Below are 17,879 nucleotides of genomic sequence, written 5' to 3' on the forward strand. Positions count from 1 at the left end.
AGAGCACCTTCTTTACTATTGTTATACTTCGATTATATAAATAAGTAAGGAGAATTAAACATGCAATCACATTTCCCAATTTCTGCTTTGAATCTTGTTCCTTTAAGAAAAGGAGAATCAGAGCAAGAAGCGATTCAAAATATGGTACAACTTGCACAACATGTAGAAAAATTAGGTTACGAACGTTATTGGATAGCTGAACATCATAATGCACCTAATTTAGTAAGTTCTGCAACTGCTTTATTAATACAACATACTTTAGAACATACAGATTCAATCATGGTAGGTTCAGGTGGTATCATGCTTCCTAACCACGCTCCACTAGTCGTAGCAGAACAATTCGGTACAATGGCTACTATGTTTCCAAACCGCCTTAATTTAGGACTTGGTCGCGCTCCCGGCACTGATATGATGACTGCTTCTGCACTAAGACGTGATTCACATAAAGGTGTATATACATTCGGAGATGATATTAAACAATTATTAAAATATTTCGGTCCTGAAGAAGATCAATCATATGTAAGACCTTACCCTGGTGTAGATACAAATATCCCTATATACGTGTTAGGTTCATCAACAGATTCTGCACACTTAGCAGCTCGCCTTGGTCTACCTTATGTGTTTGCAGCTCATTTTGCACCACAACAAATGGCACAAGCTATAGAAATTTATCGTGATTTATTTGAACCATCTGAGTATTTAGATAAACCACGTGTGACAGTATGTTTAAATGTCATAATAGGAGAAACAGATGAAAAAGCAACATATTTATCATCCACTATGCATTTAATGTTCTTAGGTATTGTTAGAAATTCACGTTTACCATTACAACCACCAACAGATCAATTAGAAAATATTTGGTCACCTCAAGAAAAATATATGGCACAAGATAAAACAAACACTTCATTTAAAGGTAGTGAAGAAACAGTTAAAAAACAATTTTTAGCATTCCAAGAAAAATATAATGTAGATGAAATTATGGCAGTTAGTTATATTTATGATTTAGATAAACAGTATAAATCATTTGAATCATTCAAAAAAGTAGTAGACGAAATATATAGTGAGTAAATTATATATAAAAACACACAGTCCGAGACATTTTTAAATGTCTCGGACTGTGTGTTTATGTTCTATTTTAAATTATTATTAATATATTCTTGTACACTTGAATTGAATAGGACACCACTGTTATGTTCACCTGTAACGCCACCATAATGAATACCAATCAATTCTTTATTAGCGTTAAATATAGGTGAACCTGAGTTACCACCGTATGTGCTTAAATCATATGTAATGCTACTGCCTGAAGCGGATAATACATTACCTTTACTTTCCCATAAAGTAGCTAATGGCTTGTCACCAGGATAACCTGTAACTGTAATTGGATCACCTTTTTTCACAGATGATGTATCTACTGGACTTGAAGGTTGAACTACATCACCAATAGACTGTCCTTTACTATTCTTACCAACATGGACCACAGCTAAATCTTCTCCATCTGGAGCAGTTGTGTAATCAGTAGCTGTGAAAGTGCCAAACGGGTAATTTCCTTCGCCATTTGCTCCTGGTGAGAATTTCAATTGAGATGCATCACCATTCGTAAAGTCTACTACATGTTTATTTGTTAAAATTGTATTTTTACCTACTACAACCCCAGATGCTATAGACGTACCGCCTATATCAACAAATGCAACAGATTGGTAATGTCCAGAAGTCGTATCTGTTATTTGCGTGCGGTCATTCTTAGGTAATATGACTCTTGGTTGTTTTGGTTCATTATGTGCATTTGCTTCTAATGGTGCACTAACTAAACCAACCATAATAACGGAGACTAAGGCCAACATAAATATTTTTAATCTATTCATTTAAAACACTCCTTTGTTGTAATGTACAATTATTTTAATATGAAATTAATATTCTAGGATAAAAATACCCTACTTTGATATTATCTATACCCAACTGTTAACTTTTATAGCAGTTTTTTACAGTTGGGCACTAAAATCGTACACTTAGGCATAAAAAAAGATTGAACGCTCGCGTTCAATCTCAATTATTTTTAAATATAGAACATATAACCTTCTAATTCATCTTGGTTTGTATAGTTCGCTAAATATTCTAAAGTCGTATTATCCAGCACTTCTTTAACAGCGTCACGTATTCTTATCCATAACTGTTGTTGAGCTGGAGGTTCATCTTCTATTCCTTCGACTGGTGTAATTGGTCCTTCTAATAACCTTATAACATCCCCAGCAGTGATTTCAGATGGTGATTTTTGTAATTCATATCCCCCTTTTGCACCTCTGACACTTTTAATAAGACCAGCATTTCTTAATGGCCCTACCAATTGTTCTAAATATAAATCACTTAAATTATTTTCTTCGGCGATAGACTTCAATGATGTACATCCTTGACCATAACGCTTGGTCAACGATATCATTAGTGTTAAGCCATATCGTCCCTTAGTTGAAATTTTCATGTACTACACCTCTTGTTTTCTTTAAAAAGTATTGTTTAACTTATTTTATCATTTTTTTGACAGTTTGAGTAATTAGAAAGGTTGATCACAGATGAAAAACGAACCATTAGCTTATAGAATGCGTCCAAAAACGATAGATGATGTCATTAGTCAAGATCACTTAGTTGGACCTAAAGCCATTATTAGACGAATGGTAGAAACTAAAAGATTAACGTCTATGATTTTTTATGGACCCCCAGGAATAGGAAAAACAAGCATTGCACAAGCTATTGCAGGTAGTACACAATATAAGTTTAGACAGCTTAACGCTGTTACAAACACGAAAAAAGATATGCAACTTGTCGTAGAAGAAGCTAAAATTTCTGGACAAGTTATATTACTGTTAGATGAGATTCACAGATTAGATAAAGCGAAGCAAGACTTTTTATTACCTCACTTAGAATCGGGCAAAATCGTGTTAATTGGTGCAACAACTTCAAATCCATATCATGCTATTAATCCAGCGATTAGAAGTAGAGCTCAAATTTTCGAATTATATCCGCTAGAAGAGGAAGACATTATAGAAGCTTTAAATCGTGCATTAAACGATGAAGAAAATGGATTATTTTCATATCAACCTGAAGTAGATGAAGAAGCAATCGCTTATTTCGCACAAGCTAGTTATGGTGATGTAAGGAGCGCTTTGAATGCATTAGAACTAGCTGTATTAAGCGCAGATATCGAAAATGACACTCGACACGTTACGGTTGAAGACGCAAAAACATGTATACAAAAAAGCGCTTTTCAACATGACAAAGATGGTGATCAACACTACGATGTCATGAGCGCATTCCAAAAATCTATTAGAGGTAGTGATGTAGATGCTGCGCTACATTATTTAGCACGACTTATAGAAGCTGGAGACTTACCTACTATAGCTAGGCGTTTATTAGTTATTAGCTATGAAGATATTGGTTTAGCTTCACCAGGCGCTGCAGCAAGAACATTATCAGCAATTGAAGCAAGTGAACGATTAGGATTTCCCGAAGCACGTATTCCATTAAGTCAGGCAGTTATAGAGCTGTGCCTCTCTCCTAAATCTAACTCAGCTATTACCTCAATAGATTCAGCATTATCAGATATTAAAAATGGTAAAGCAGGTCTTGTGCCAAAACATTTAAAAGATGGACACTATCAAGGTGCTAAAGATTTAGGTAACGCAATAGGCTATAAATATCCTCATAACTATGAAAATAGTTATGTAAAACAACAATATTTACCTGATACATTAAAGCATAAACAATACTACCAACCAAAATTAACGTCCAAAGCAGAACAACAATTTGCAGAAGTCTACAAAAATTTAAAAAACAAAAACTAATTTATAATAAAGTCATCTAGAATATAAACGGCGTCAACATTATACAAAATCGTAGGAAATATCACTCTAACGGGCTTGTTTACAATCTCTAGCTCATTAGAAAATGTAACGGGCTTGTCTTATGTTTCTTGTACGTTAGAGAATCCATTCTCTTCTTATTCATTATAAACAATAAGCTACTCACGCTTATATAACAAAAACAGGCTGGGACATATAAATGTCTCAGCCTGTTTTCACTTATCTTTAACTCTCTTAACATGAATATCTTTTAGTATGTCATTCACTACATAGCTTGCACAAATCAATCCTACTGTACTTGGTACAAAAGCATTTGAAGATGGTGGCATTTGTGCTTTTCTAACTTTAGCATTTTTATCTCCGACGACTTCATTAACATCTTCTCTTATTACAATAGGACTTTCATCACTAAATACTACGTTTATTCCTTTATGAATTCCCATTTTTCTAAGTTTAAGACGAATAATTTTTGCCATTGGATCAGTATGTGTTTTTGAAATATCAGCAATTTCAAATCTAGTAGGGTCTGTTTTATTTGCAGCCCCCATACTTGATATCACGTTAATGTTTCTTTCTAAACATTCTTTCATAAGATGTATTTTGTACATAATTGTATCACTAGCATCTAAAAAATAATCTATATCGTATTCATTAAATAATGCTTCGTATGTTTCTTCTGTATAAAACATATGTAATGAAGTGACTTTGCAATCTGGGTTGATTAATCTAATGCGTTCTTCCATTAAATCAACTTTAGATTGTCCAATTGTTGTAGTAAGTGCATGTAATTGTCTATTCACATTTGTAATATCTACATCATCTTTATCTATTAAAATAATATGTCCTATATTCGTTCTTGCTAGTGCTTCAGCAGCAAAAGAACCAACGCCGCCCACTCCTAGTACAACAACTGTTTTGCTTTTAAGTAAATCTAATCCTTCTTTACCAATCGCTAACTCATTTCTTGAGAATTGATGTTTAGTCATATTTTTAACTCCTTTACACAAAAATACGCAAGACATAGAGTCTTGCGTACCGATAGAATCCAATTGTGCCGTAATATTGCGTGCTAGATCATTTTGGCCTGCTAAATACAGGTGGGTGCCCTGTTTCTTATTTTGCATGTCCTCCTTGAGAGGCGTATGCGCTATTAAGAAAACCCATTAGGCTCCCTTGATCGAAAGTGTTAGGTCAAAATACATAAAGCGTATCACGAACACTTCAGATGTCTACCTTATAAATTTATTTTATCATAATTCTTTTAAATAACAAGTATTTATACTTTGTTATTCTTCGTCTAAATCTAATTGTAAATGTAATTCTTGTAATTGGCTATTTGATACTTTGCTTGGTGCGTCAGTTAATAAACAAGATGCGCTTGCTGTTTTAGGGAAAGCAATTGTATCGCGTAAATTAGTTCTACCAGCCAATAACATAACAAGTCTATCCAATCCTAAAGCAATTCCACCATGTGGAGGTGCTCCATATTTAAACGCTTCTATTAAGAAACCAAATTGTTCTTGAGCTTCCTCATCTGTAAATCCTAAAGCTTTAAACATTTTTTCTTGTAAGTCAGATTTGTGGATTCTGATTGAACCCCCACCTAATTCAAATCCATTTAATACAATGTCATAAGCATTTGCTTCAACATTTGTAGGATCTGTTTCTAACATATCTTCGTTTTCTTTTTTAGGAGCAGTGAATGGATGATGGGCAGCAACATAACGGTTAGTATCTTCATCATATTCAAATAATGGCCAATCTGTAACCCATAAGAAGTTATATTGGTTAGAATCTATTAAGCCACGTTCTTTACCAAGTTTATTTCTTAATTGAGCTAAACTAGCTGCAACAACATCTTTTTTATCTGCAACAAATAGAATTAAATCACCAGATTTTGCTTCTGTTTCTTTTAATAATTCTTCTGTGTGTGATTCATTAAAGAATTTGCTAATTGGACCGTTTAATCCTTCATCAGTTACTTTAACCCAAGCTAAACCTTTAGCTCCGTATATACTTGCAAATGATTGTAATTGATCAATATCTTTTCTTGAATAGTCGTCTGCTCCATTTTCAACAACTATCGCTTTAACTTCCCCACCGTTTTCAACAGCGCCTTTAAATACTTTGAATTCCATTTGTGAAGCTAATTGTGATAAATTGATTAATTCCATACCGAAACGTGTATCTGGTTTATCAATACCATATCTCTCCATTGCTTCAGCGTATGTCATACGAGGAAATGGTGTCGTAATATCGATTCCTTTAACGTCTTTCATAATACGCTTCATTAAACCTTCGTTCATTGTCATAACATCTTCTTGATCAACGAAACTCATTTCGATATCTATTTGAGTAAACTCAGGCTGTCTATCAGCTCTTAAATCTTCATCTCTGAAACATTTAACGATTTGATAATACTTATCAAAACCGCCTATCATTAGTAACTGTTTAAAAATTTGTGGTGATTGAGGTAATGCATAAAATTCACCATCATGGACACGTGATGGAACTAAGTAGTCTCTAGCCCCTTCTGGTGTTGATTTCGTTAAAACAGGTGTTTCAACCTCAAAGAAATCTCCTTCATCTAAGTAGTTTCTAACAGAGCGTGTAATTTGATGTCTCATTTTAAATGTTTGAGCTAAACTTTCTCTACGTAAATCTATATATCTATATTTAAGACGAACATTTTCATCTATATCATTTACATCTGTAATTGAGAACGGTGGTGTTTCAGATTCATTTAATATTTTTATATTTGAAACTTGCACTTCTACTTTACCAGTTTTAATTTTATCATTAACTGATTTTTCATCTCTTTTAGTTACTTGACCTTTAACTTGTATAACATATTCAGAACGCACTTTATCAGCAATTTTTAAAGCTTCTTCTGAAAAATCTGGGTTAAAAACAATTTGTACTACGCCTTCACGGTCACGTAAATCTATAAAAATAAGTCCGCCAAGGTCACGTCTTTTTTGTACCCATCCGTTTAAAGTTACTGTCTGGCCAATATATTCTTCTGTTACACTTCCACAATAAGTTGTTCTTTTATTCATTATGATTCCACCTTTAAATAATTCTCTAATTCTGAAAATGCTACTGGTTCACTTTCGCCAGTTTTCATATTTTTAACTTCTACTTGCTCTTTTTGTAATTCATCTTCACCAATAACAATAGTATAAGTTGCATTTAATCTGTCGGCTTGTTTCATTTGGCCTTTTAATTTTCTACTTAAGTAATCTTTGTCACAACTAATACCTGCTAATCTTAGTTTATTAAGTAATTCTACTGAATAATGATCAGCTTGCTCTCCCATAGTAGCGATGAATAAATCTATAGAGTCTTCTTGTTCTATTTCAATGCCTTCCGCTTCTAGAGCGAGCAATAGTCTTTCAATACTTAAAGCAAATCCTATACCTGTTTCTTTTGGACCATCTAATAATTCTAATAATCCATTATAACGTCCACCGCCACATAGAGTTGTAATAGCTCCGAATCCTTCTGCATTGCTCATTACTTCAAATGCAGTGTGCGTATAATAATCTAAACCACGTACTAAATTGCTATCAATTTCATATTCAATACCAATTTCATCTAATAGTGTTTTAACTTCTTCGAAATAACTTCTTGAATAATCATTCAAGTATTCAGTAATTTTCGGCGCATTTTTTACAGCTTCTTTATCTCGATCAACTTTACAATCTAGAATGCGCATTGGATTTGTATACAGTCTGTTTTGACAATCTTGACAAAATGTATCAATGACTGGCTCAAAATGTTCTTGTAATGCTTTAGAATAATCTGCTCTTGATTCAGCATCACCAATACTGTTAATAACTAGTTTTAAGTTTTTCAAACCGAATGACTGATAAATGTGTACAAGCATTGCAATAATTTCAACATCGATTGCAGGATTTTCTGATCCAATTGCTTCTACTCCAAATTGAACGAATTGACGATAACGTCCTTTTTGTTTTCTTTCGTATCTAAACATAGGACCAGTATAATATAATTTTACAGGCTGATTCGCATTACCTTGCATTTTATTTTCTATGAAACTTCTCACTACACTAGCAGTACCCTCAGGTCTCAATGTGAGACTTCTATCACCTTTATCTTTAAATGTGTACATTTCTTTCTGTACGACATCAGTTGAATCTCCAACACCTCTACTAAATAAATCCGTGCTTTCAAATATAGGTGTTCTAATTTCTTTATAATTATAAATTTTCATCAGTTCGTGTAATTTATTTTCAATATACTGCCATTTATAACTATCTTTCGGCAAAATATCTTGTGTGCCACGTGGTATATTTATCATTTAATTTCCTCCTTAAAATTAAAAAAGTCCCTTGTATGCTTAATAAACATACAAGGGACGAAGATTCCGTGTTGCCACCCTAATTAGTATTCTCTAAAAAAGAATACTCACTTAACAACATTGTAACGGATGTCAATCGATCTTACTTTCATAAGATTCCCTCTTCTTGTGTTCAAAAGTATACGTGGCATCTTTATAACTTTCAGCACATGTTATAATCTCTGTGTTCAGCCTAAAGTGTATACTATTCAAGAATAAACGGTAAGTTTATATTTAGTAATTTATATTAATAGTAACCCCATACTTAATTTCAGTCAACATTTAATTTGAAAAGTAAACTTTCAAACCATCTACAATACCAGTTTCAACTATGTGTCTGTATTTGCGATCAACGATTAAGTTTTCATCAGTTGGGTTGCTTATATATCCAAGTTCTAATAATACAGCAGGTGACTTAGCTTGTCTAATAACTTGGAAGTTTTCATTTCTTACCCCTCTATCAGACAAGATAGACTTTTGATTGATTGAAGTGTGTAAAGTTTTTGCGAAATCTTTATGACTTTCATGATGATAATAAACTGTTAAACCATGTGGATTAGAAGATTCAAGTGCGTCATTATGTATGCTTATGAATACATCTCCATCAGCTTGTCTATCTTTTAATTTAACGTACTCATCTTTTGAACGTGTTAATTTTACTTTAGCACCTTCATCTTTTAACATTTTTTCCAATTCTTTAGCAGTTTTTAACGTCATTACTTTTTCTGTTACGTCTTTGTGTTTGGAGCTTGCCGCGCCTTGATCACTTCCACCATGCCCTGGATCAAGTACAATGGTTTTACCCTTTAATGGTTTTTGGACTGGATCCACATCTTCTTTAATATCTAAATTTGTATGCCAACCAGCAATCCAACCCTTTTCATTGTCACTATTAATGACTTCAAACCATTTACCTTCTCTATCTATGATTTCAAACTTATCTCCATCTTTAACATCAAATATAATTGGATAAAATGCAGCTGGACCGGTTCTCAGTTCACCATCTTCTATCATAGAAAGTGACTTCGGTTCTTCATCTTCTTGTGTTAAGAGATTAATAATAATAATAATTAATGCTAATAATATTAATCCCACGATAATAATCGGTATTGGCTTTAGTTTCTTTTTTTTAAACCATAAGCTTATTCGGTTCATTGAATAATACCATCCTTGCTTTCGAAAATAATCGTTATTGGACCATCATTAACAAGTGATATATCCATATGTGCACCAAATTCACCACTTTTGACAGGTATACCATAAGAAGCTAATTGTTCATTAAAATATCTATATATATTGTTAGCTTCGGTTGGTTCTTTAGCATTCGTAAACCCAGGTCTATTTCCTTTTTTTACTGAAGCATATATTGTGAATTGTGAAATAGACAGTATTTTCCCATCAACTTGATGTATATCTAAATTCATTTTGCCTTGGTCATCTTCAAAAATTCGAGTTTTGGTGATTTTTTTAGCAATGGCGTCAGCATCTTTATACGTTGACTCTTCACCAACTCCTACTAGCAATAAAAAACCTTGTTTAATTTCATTTTGAATATTTTCAGATGTCACTTTAGCTTGACTTACTTTTTGTAAAACAACTTTCAAAATATCACCTCTTAATTCCATACACGGGTAACTGTATAGATATCGCCTAATTGTTTTATTTTATCAACAATTCGATAAACGTCATTAACGTTTTTAACCATAACACTTATGTTTATAACAGCATTTTTATCTATATCAGCTTTACCTGAAACTTTTACTAATTGTACTTTAATTGAATTTACAACTTGCAAGACTTCATTTAACAAGCCATTTCGATCGTATCCTGTGATTTCCAAATCAACTTGGTAACTTTTTTGTTCATTTGTATTTTTAACCCATTCTACATCGATTAATCTCTCGGTTTCATTAATAATATTAGGGCAATCTTTTCTATGTACTTTTACCCCGTGTCCTTTTGTAATGTAACCGATGATATCATCACCAGGGATAGGGTTACAGCACTTCGATAATTTGATTAGCATATTGTCCAAGCCTTCTACATAGACACCTGTTTCAGTACGTATATCATTTTTAATCGGCATAGACTTACTGACTTCTTGAACTTGGTTTAATGACTGTTTTTTACGTTCTATTCTAATTTTTTCAGATAATCTATTAACAGCTTGTAACGCGGTGATGCCTCCAAATCCTACTGCTGCATATAAATCATCTTCATTCGAAAAATTATATTTCTCATTTACATTTTTGATATTCTCAGAAGTTAATACTTCATCTACGTTGAAACCTTGTTCTTTAATTTCAGCTTCAATCATAAACTTGCCTTTTTCAATGTTTGCAGATCTATCTTGTTTCTTAAAGAAACTGCGAATTTTGCTTTTAGCACTTGAAGAACGCACAATTTTCAACCAATCTCTACTCGGTCCATACGAATGTTTACTCGTTCTAATTTCAACTATATCTCCAGTAGATAATTTATAATCAATCGGCACGATTTTACCGTTTACTTTTGCTCCTATCATCTTATTCCCCACTTCACTGTGGACAGAGTAAGCAAAGTCTATTGGTACGGCACCATAAGGAAGTTCTACAACATCACTCTCTGGCGTAAAGACGTAAACTTTATCACTTTGTAAATCATATTTTAATGATTCCATAAATTCTTCAGCGTCTGGAGATGTGTTATCTGTTTCAGCTATTTCTTGTAACCAACTCATTTTTTGTAAATATTCTTCAGATTTATTGCTTAAGTTTTTACCTTCTTTATAAGCCCAATGAGCAGCCACACCGTGTTCAGCTATTTCATGCATCTCATAAGTTCTGATTTGAATTTCTAAAGGATCGCCATTTGGTCCAACTACCGTTGTATGCAATGATTGATACATATTTTGTTTTGGCATAGCTATATAGTCTTTAAATCTGCCAGGCATAGGTTTCCAAAGTGTGTGCACTAAGCCCAATACAGCATAACAATCTTTAATAGATGGCACTATAACTCTAATAGCTAATAAATCAAATATTTGTTCAAATTGCTTTTTCTGTTTAACCATTTTTCTATAGATGCTATATATATGTTTAGGTCGTCCGCTTATGTCGCCAGAAATATCCATAACTTCCATTTCTGATTCAATATCTTTAACAGCATTAGCAATATATGTTTCACGTTCACTTCTTTTTTTCTTCATAAGATTAACTATTCTGAAATATTGAACACTATCTATATATCTTAAAGAAATATCTTCCAGTTCCCATTTAATCGTATTAATACCTAATCTATGAGCTAGAGGTGCGTATATTTCTAATGTTTCTTTTGCTATTCTTTTTTGTTTTTCTTTTGGCATGGCTTTTAAAGTTCTGACGTTATGAAGCCTATCTGCTAATTTCACAAGTATAACTCTTACGTCCTTAGCAATTGCTATAAATAGTTTACGATGGTTTTCAGCTTGTTGCGTTTCTTTTGATTTATATTTTACTTTTTTAAGTTTTGTCACACCATCTACTATAATTGCAACTTCTTCATTAAACATTTCAACCAAATCATCGTAAGTATAAGGTGTATCCTCAATTACATCATGTAAAAATCCAGCAACAATTGTTGGGCCATCTAACTTCATTTCAGTCAAAATACCTGCAACTTGTATTGGATGCATAATATAAGGTAAATTATTTTTTCTAATTTGGCCTTGATGTGCTTTAAAAGCTAAATCGTAACTTTTTTCAACTAATTTGTAAGCTTCTTCGGATAAGTAGCTTTTAGCTTTATATAAAACATCATCAGCACTATAAGGATATTCTTTATTCATAGGGACACCACCTCATCACAAATTTCTCTTTAATATTACTATTATAGCAATTAATATAAGTAATATGCCACATATAATTATTATATTTAATCTAAAAATAAAATAGTCACAAAAGTGACTATTTTATTTTAGTATTTACATACTATTCATCATATGAAATTAAAGATACAACATCGTATCCTTCTAGTTTATCTATCCCGTGTAAATATTTCAATTCTATTAAGAAAGCAATACCTACTACAATACCACCTAGTGATTCCACCAAATGGATAGCAGCTTCTATTGTACCACCTGTTGCTAATAAATCATCAGTAATAAGCACACGTTGACCAGGTTTAATTGCGTCTCTATGCATTGTTAAAACGTTAGAGCCATATTCTAAATCATATTCATAACGAATAACTTCACGAGGTAATTTACCTTCTTTGCGAACAGGTGCAAAACCAATTCCCATAGCATAAGACACAGGACACCCTATAATGAATCCTCTTGCTTCAGGTCCAACTACTACATCTACTTGTTTGTTTTTAGCATAACTTACAATTTGGTCAGTTGCATATTTATATGCTTCCCCATTGTCCATAATTGTTGTAATATCTTTAAAATTAACCCCTTCTTTTGGCCAATCTTGTACTTCTGAAACATATTGTTTTAAATCCATTAAACTTCCTCCTCAACGTTGCCTATCAATGACTGAATCCATTTGATTAAAGATTGACTATCATTATATAACAATGTCTTTTCAATTTCTATTTGTCTTTTCTTCTCTTGATACAACGGCGCACTTTGAATGCTATTCTTTTCCGCTTCTTTATTCACTTTTATTATACCATCATTTATTGTAATAAAGTCTAATTCATAAAAGCAATTTAGTATGAATTTTAATTGATCAGGTTTAATTTTCAAAAATTGACAAAGTTGCATACCTTCAGTTTGAATATTTGTTTCTGCTTTACTGAGTAGTGCTTTATATGTTTCTTTAAATTTTTGTTCATTAGGTAAACCTTCAAAGTATGAATTAGATTGACCTTTAAAAACTAAATAATATTTATCTGCATTAACTTGATTTAAAGTTGTTTTTAAATCATCTAAATCTTTTGGTAAATCTCTAAGCACACACGCTTCAACATTTCTTTCATATCCTTCTCCATAGAACACATATCTATCATTTAGTTTTTCTTCTGTTGAATTAACTACAAACAAAGCATCTTTTTGATTAATTTTCAATAAGTCTTGTTTATTTTTACTTCTGTAATCGAATACTGTATGTTCATTACCTAACTCTAAATCTTTTACGATTATTTGTGGAGATTGGTGTCCATTCCATTCGTTTACATTTAAGCTGCCTGCTATATTAATAGTTGTTTCATTTGTTATGTCGTGTTGAAGATGTCCGAAATTCCAATGAAGTGCCGCAATATTTTTGTCGGTTAATGTAAGTTTTAAATGTTTTTCACTTTGTCCAATACCTTTCACCGAATTAACCTGCACATTTTTCACTGCAAATAATGGTGCAGAAATATCAGTTCCAAAAGGTCGTAATCTCTCTAAGTCAAAAATATTTTCAACTGAAATGTCAGATACTTGAATTTCTGAATCCACAGTTAATTGCAGTAATAGTGGTTTACCTTCTGTTAACTTATACATTTCATCATTTAAAGCTTTTTTTAATGATTCTATAGCATCAATATCTAACGTCATACCTGCTGCCATATGATGACCACCAAACTTTTGTATAAGTTCAGAGTTATTTTGAAGAAATTCAAACATAGATACTTGTTCAATACTTCTAGCTGATCCTTTAGCATGATTTTGCTCTATATCCACATTTAACACGATAGTTGGTAAATGATATTGTTCAACAATTCTTGATGCTACTATTCCGAGCACACCCTCGTTCCAATCTTCTTTTGCTAAAACTAAAAATTGTGCGTTGGTGTCAATTTGTTCTTGAGCGAGCACAAGAGCTTCTTCTGTAATAGTTTCAACTATTGCTTTTCTTTCCGTATTAAAATGATCCACTTCTTCAGCAAGAAAAGTCGCTTCATCGCTGTCTTCACACATCAATAATTCACATGCTAATCTAGCATCATCCAGACGACCAACCGCATTTAATCTTGGGCCAATTATAAATCCTACAGTTTGTTCACTGACTTCATCAGTGTAATCTGCGACTTCTAATAGTGCTTTAATACCTGGGGAAGGTTTTTCATTTAAAATGTTTAAACCTCTCTTGACCATATATCTATTCTCATCAGTTAAACTCACTAAATCTGCAATAGTACCGATTGCTACAAGTCCAAGAAAATAATCGGGCAAGTCCGCTTTAAGTGCTTTACATAATTTATAAGAAACCCCTACACCTGCTAAATATTCAAATGGATAGTCGAAGTCAGGGTGCATAGGATGGACGATAGCATATGCATTAGGTTTTGTAATACCAAATTCGTGATGATCTGTTACGATAACGTCTATCCCCAATTCATTAGCAATATCTATTTCATGATGCCCTTGGACACCATTGTCTACTGTAATGATTAAAGTAACGTCCTCATCATGAGCATTTCGAAATGCCCCTTCACTTGGACCATATCCTTCTGTAAATCTATTCGGAATATACCAACCGACTTGAGCTCCAAGTGATTCTAATGTTTTTACGAGAATTGTTGTTGATGTCACACCATCAGCATCATAATCACCATATACTAATATTTTCTCACTATTTTCTATAGCTTTATGTATTCTTGAAACAGCTTTCTCCATATCACCTAACAACATAGGATCATGAAAAAGTTCTTCTTTAGAAAGTAAATGTTCGATATCAGTTTGTGTTGTATAACCTTTAGAAACTAATGCTTTTTCTAATAGCGGGGAAATATTAAATTTTTTAATTATCTGCTTGTCTATTTCTATAGTTTGTCTAGGTATAGACCATTGATAACGTGCTTTAGTCATAACAAATCTCCTCATTTCTACTCAAAACATTATACATGAAAAATTAATGATTCTCTACTAAACAAATTAAGCATATCAAAATAAATATTTTTTGCATAGAATTGATAAACTTCAACTGCATAAAAAAGCACTTATCAAGGCAGACACATAAAGTGTAGCTTTGATAAGTGCTCATGAATTTTAAACGAGTATTTTTTCGTCGTTTGATTTTTTCTCTTCGTAGACAACTAATTTGCCGTCATCAGAATTTTTAAGTTGTTTCTTTTTCAACATACCCCATAGCGGAACTGCCACGAACACAGATGAGAACACACCTGAAATCAGTCCTATAAGTAATGCTAATGAGAAGTTGAATATACTTGATGATCCAAAGATTAATAGTCCAATTACAACTATTACAACTGTTAACACTGTATTAATTGATCTCGTCATCGTTTGTCTAATAGATGAATTTACAATCATATCAATTGTTTCTGGGTCTTTTATAACTTTGATTTTACGTAAGTTTTCACGAACCCTATCAAATGTAACGATTGTATCGTTTATGGAATAACCGATTATCGTTAATACAGCAGCAATAAATGTAATATCTACTTCTAATCTAAATAAGCTAAACACTGTTACAATCATGAACACATCGTGTAGAAGTGCTAATACTGCAGTAGTTCCCATTCGCCATTCGAATCTAAATGTAACATAAATGACGATACCAAGCGCTGCAATGCCTAAAGCTTTCAATGCATTTACTGCGAGCTCTTGGCCAACTACAGGAGATACTGTACTAACATTAGGGTCATGACCTAAAGTATCTTTAAAATCAGATTTAACTTTTTTTATCTCCGATTTATCTAAAGCATCTTTAAACTGTACAGTAGCCATTTGATTGCCCGAACCACTTGTCGTAACTTGAGAAGGTTCTAATCCCATATCTTTAAATTGTTTAGATACTTGTTCAGTTTTTATTGCATTATCAGATTGTAAATCAACTCTTGTACCACTTGCGAAGTCGATACCAAGATTTAATTTAAATATAGATATTATAATCACACCAACAATAATAGTTATGATACTAAATGTTAAGAGCGGTTTTGCAAGTTTAACAAAATTAATTTTATCATAAGGTGTACTTAAATCATGTACATCTAATTTTTCGCTAATATCATGTCTTGATTTTTTAGATATGCCGAACCAAGTATACTTTTTGTTAAAATAATTTGAGTTAATCAAGATTGATAACAGTAATCTTGTTAAGAATACTGATGCTACAAAACTCATCAGAATAGATAGTAATAACATTGTTGCGAAACCTTTAACGGAACTTTCACCAAATACAAATAATACTAATGCAGCTAATATTGTCGTTAAGTTAGCATCTAGTATTGTAACAAATGATGAACCCGAACCTTTTTTGAAGGCTTGTTTCAATGTCCTTCCGATTCTTAACTCATCTTTTATCCGTTCATACATAATGATATTCGCGTCTACAGCCATACCTACACCTAACACAAGAGCAGCTAGACCAGGTAGAGTAAGAACACCTGAAATAAAGTTGAATGCTAATAATGTTAAATAAACATAAGCGCTTAATGTAACAACAGCAACAACACCAGGTAATCTATAGTAGATTAACATGAATAAAAATACGATACCTACACCAATTGTAGAGGCAAAAATCGTTTCATCTAAAGCATCTTGACCAAACTGAGCACCTACTGAAGTAGAATAAACTTCATCTAATTTAACTGGTAAAGAACCTGAATTTAATAAGTCAGCGATTTGTTTTGCTTCTTTAACGCCTTCTTCACCTTTAAATCCACCTGATATTTCTACATTTTCAGAATTGATAGGCTGACTAACTGTCGCTGCAGAAATATACTTAGGCTCTTTGCCTTCTTGTTCTTTCTTAGCTTCTTTTTCGTAGCTATCTCCATCTTCGTAATCCATCCAAATAACCATTAGGTTTGGATTCATTTTAGATACTTTTTCAGTTACTTCTTTAAATTTTTCTGCATCTTTTAATTTAAGTGTAACTGCTACTTCGTTTGTATTATCTTTAAAACCTTGTTTAGCGCCACCTTGCACTAAATCTTTACCTGATAATAGTACATTATCTTTAGCATCTCTAATTGTTAAGTTAGCTTGAGTCGAAAGTACTTCACGAGCCTCATTTTGATCTTTAATACCCGCTAATTGTACTCTTATTCTATTGCCTTCCTCAACTTGAATCTTCGGTTCAGAAACACCCAATACGTTAACACGTGATTCCAAAGTTTTGGCGGTCGATTTAACAGCGTCTTTATCTATTTTGTCACCTTTATCTAAAGGGTTGACTTGATAAAGAACTTCAAATCCACCTTGTAAGTCTAGACCTAAATTTACATTCTTCGTTATATTTTTACCGGTTGATCCTATTAAAGTAAAAATCAACACCGAGAGAAGTAAAAAGGCTATAATTCTACTACGCTTTTTCACGATAACACCTCTTACTTTTTTTAGTTCACTATATATGTTATAGCATACATTACCAGTTTTTGAATAGTCATAACGTACATGTATCAAAAAAAGACATGGATAACCATGTCTTTAACGTTAAATATATTAAACTAATTCCATCAAAATGTAAACTTTTTTATGAAGGGTCTACTTGTTTGATAGCAGGTTTTTCAAAAGTAATTTCTTGGCCTTTGTCATTTACAGTAACAATAACGATTGATTCGTCAACTGCTCTAACTGTACCTTTAATTCCACCAATTGAAGTAACTTTTTGACCTACTTCTAAGCGATTTAATAATTCGCGATGCTCTTTTGCTCTTTTTTGCTGTGGTCTAATCATTAAGAACCAAACAAGTGCAAATATCAAAATAATTGGTAATAATTGTACTAATACTTCCATAATCATACT

14 protein-coding genes and 1 other RNA gene are annotated in these 17,879 nt (G+C 32.6%); 2 read left to right on the forward strand and 13 right to left on the reverse strand.

The window, feature by feature from the left end:
* Window positions 1-60 precede the first annotated feature (60 nt).
* Window positions 61-1,068, forward strand: a complete 1,008-nt coding sequence (locus ACO6VN_RS07505; RefSeq protein WP_422404437.1) for an LLM class flavin-dependent oxidoreductase — start codon at window positions 61-63, stop codon at window positions 1,066-1,068.
* Between the two features lie 62 nt (window positions 1,069-1,130).
* Here ACO6VN_RS07505 and ACO6VN_RS07510 read toward each other — a convergent pair whose 3' ends face one another.
* Window positions 1,131-1,865 (reverse strand): trypsin-like serine peptidase, encoded by a 735-nt coding sequence (locus ACO6VN_RS07510; protein ID WP_194201317.1) that lies wholly within the window; start codon window positions 1,863-1,865, stop codon window positions 1,131-1,133.
* A 191-nt stretch (window positions 1,866-2,056) separates the two neighbouring features.
* Window positions 2,057-2,476, reverse strand: coding sequence for a cysteine metabolism transcriptional regulator CymR (gene cymR / locus ACO6VN_RS07515; protein ID WP_016999257.1), 420 nt, complete (start codon window positions 2,474-2,476; stop codon window positions 2,057-2,059).
* A 91-nt stretch (window positions 2,477-2,567) separates the two neighbouring features.
* Between cymR and ACO6VN_RS07520 the strand changes: the two genes are divergently transcribed.
* Window positions 2,568-3,836: a replication-associated recombination protein A gene (locus ACO6VN_RS07520; RefSeq protein WP_194201318.1), complete on the forward strand. Its 1,269-nt coding sequence runs from the start codon at window positions 2,568-2,570 to the stop codon at window positions 3,834-3,836.
* Between the two features lie 233 nt (window positions 3,837-4,069).
* Here ACO6VN_RS07520 and ACO6VN_RS07525 read toward each other — a convergent pair whose 3' ends face one another.
* The 11 genes from ACO6VN_RS07525 to yajC form a co-directional block, all read right to left on the reverse strand.
* Complete coding sequence (locus ACO6VN_RS07525) at window positions 4,070-4,840, reverse strand: tRNA threonylcarbamoyladenosine dehydratase (RefSeq protein WP_016999259.1); 771 nt, start codon at window positions 4,838-4,840, stop codon at window positions 4,070-4,072.
* Between the two features lie 52 nt (window positions 4,841-4,892).
* Window positions 4,893-5,085, reverse strand: a non-coding RNA gene (gene ssrS, locus ACO6VN_RS07530) — 6S RNA.
* Window positions 5,086-5,140: 55 nt separating this feature from the next.
* The gene (gene aspS, locus ACO6VN_RS07535) at window positions 5,141-6,913 is read right to left on the reverse strand and encodes an aspartate--tRNA ligase (protein WP_422404438.1); all 1,773 of its coding nucleotides are present in this window, start codon (window positions 6,911-6,913) and stop codon (window positions 5,141-5,143) included.
* Window positions 6,913-8,178, reverse strand: coding sequence for a histidine--tRNA ligase (gene hisS, locus ACO6VN_RS07540; RefSeq protein WP_194201320.1), 1,266 nt, complete (start codon window positions 8,176-8,178; stop codon window positions 6,913-6,915). The genes aspS and hisS overlap by 1 nt, the downstream gene beginning before the upstream one ends.
* A 321-nt stretch (window positions 8,179-8,499) precedes the next feature.
* The gene (locus ACO6VN_RS07545; RefSeq protein WP_070044715.1) at window positions 8,500-9,372 is read right to left on the reverse strand and encodes an N-acetylmuramoyl-L-alanine amidase; all 873 of its coding nucleotides are present in this window, start codon (window positions 9,370-9,372) and stop codon (window positions 8,500-8,502) included.
* Window positions 9,369-9,821 carry a D-aminoacyl-tRNA deacylase gene (gene dtd, locus ACO6VN_RS07550; RefSeq protein ID WP_194201321.1) on the reverse strand — a complete coding sequence of 151 codons (453 nt, stop codon included), beginning with the start codon at window positions 9,819-9,821 and terminating at the stop codon, window positions 9,369-9,371. Before dtd ends, ACO6VN_RS07545 begins: the two co-directional genes overlap by 4 nt.
* An 11-nt stretch (window positions 9,822-9,832) precedes the next feature.
* Window positions 9,833-12,022 carry a RelA/SpoT family protein gene (locus tag ACO6VN_RS07555; RefSeq protein WP_064211066.1) on the reverse strand — a complete coding sequence of 730 codons (2,190 nt, stop codon included), beginning with the start codon at window positions 12,020-12,022 and terminating at the stop codon, window positions 9,833-9,835.
* Window positions 12,023-12,164: 142 nt separating this feature from the next.
* On the reverse strand, window positions 12,165-12,683 hold the full coding sequence (locus tag ACO6VN_RS07560) for an adenine phosphoribosyltransferase (protein WP_194201322.1): 519 nt from the start codon (window positions 12,681-12,683) through the stop codon (window positions 12,165-12,167).
* Window positions 12,683-14,977: a single-stranded-DNA-specific exonuclease RecJ gene (gene recJ, locus ACO6VN_RS07565; RefSeq protein ID WP_422404439.1), complete on the reverse strand. Its 2,295-nt coding sequence runs from the start codon at window positions 14,975-14,977 to the stop codon at window positions 12,683-12,685. The genes ACO6VN_RS07560 and recJ overlap by 1 nt, the downstream gene beginning before the upstream one ends.
* A 180-nt stretch (window positions 14,978-15,157) precedes the next feature.
* On the reverse strand, window positions 15,158-17,449 hold the full coding sequence (gene secDF / locus ACO6VN_RS07570; RefSeq protein ID WP_422404440.1) for a protein translocase subunit SecDF: 2,292 nt from the start codon (window positions 17,447-17,449) through the stop codon (window positions 15,158-15,160).
* 157 nt (window positions 17,450-17,606) lie between these two features.
* A complete protein-coding gene (gene yajC, locus ACO6VN_RS07575; RefSeq protein ID WP_216683879.1) occupies window positions 17,607-17,870 on the reverse strand; it encodes a preprotein translocase subunit YajC in 264 nt (87 codons plus the stop codon).
* Window positions 17,871-17,879 lie beyond the last annotated feature (9 nt).

This window comes from Mammaliicoccus sp. JADD-157, assembly GCF_049310805.1.
GTDB classification, from domain to species: Bacteria; Bacillota; Bacilli; order Staphylococcales; family Staphylococcaceae; genus Mammaliicoccus; species Mammaliicoccus lentus.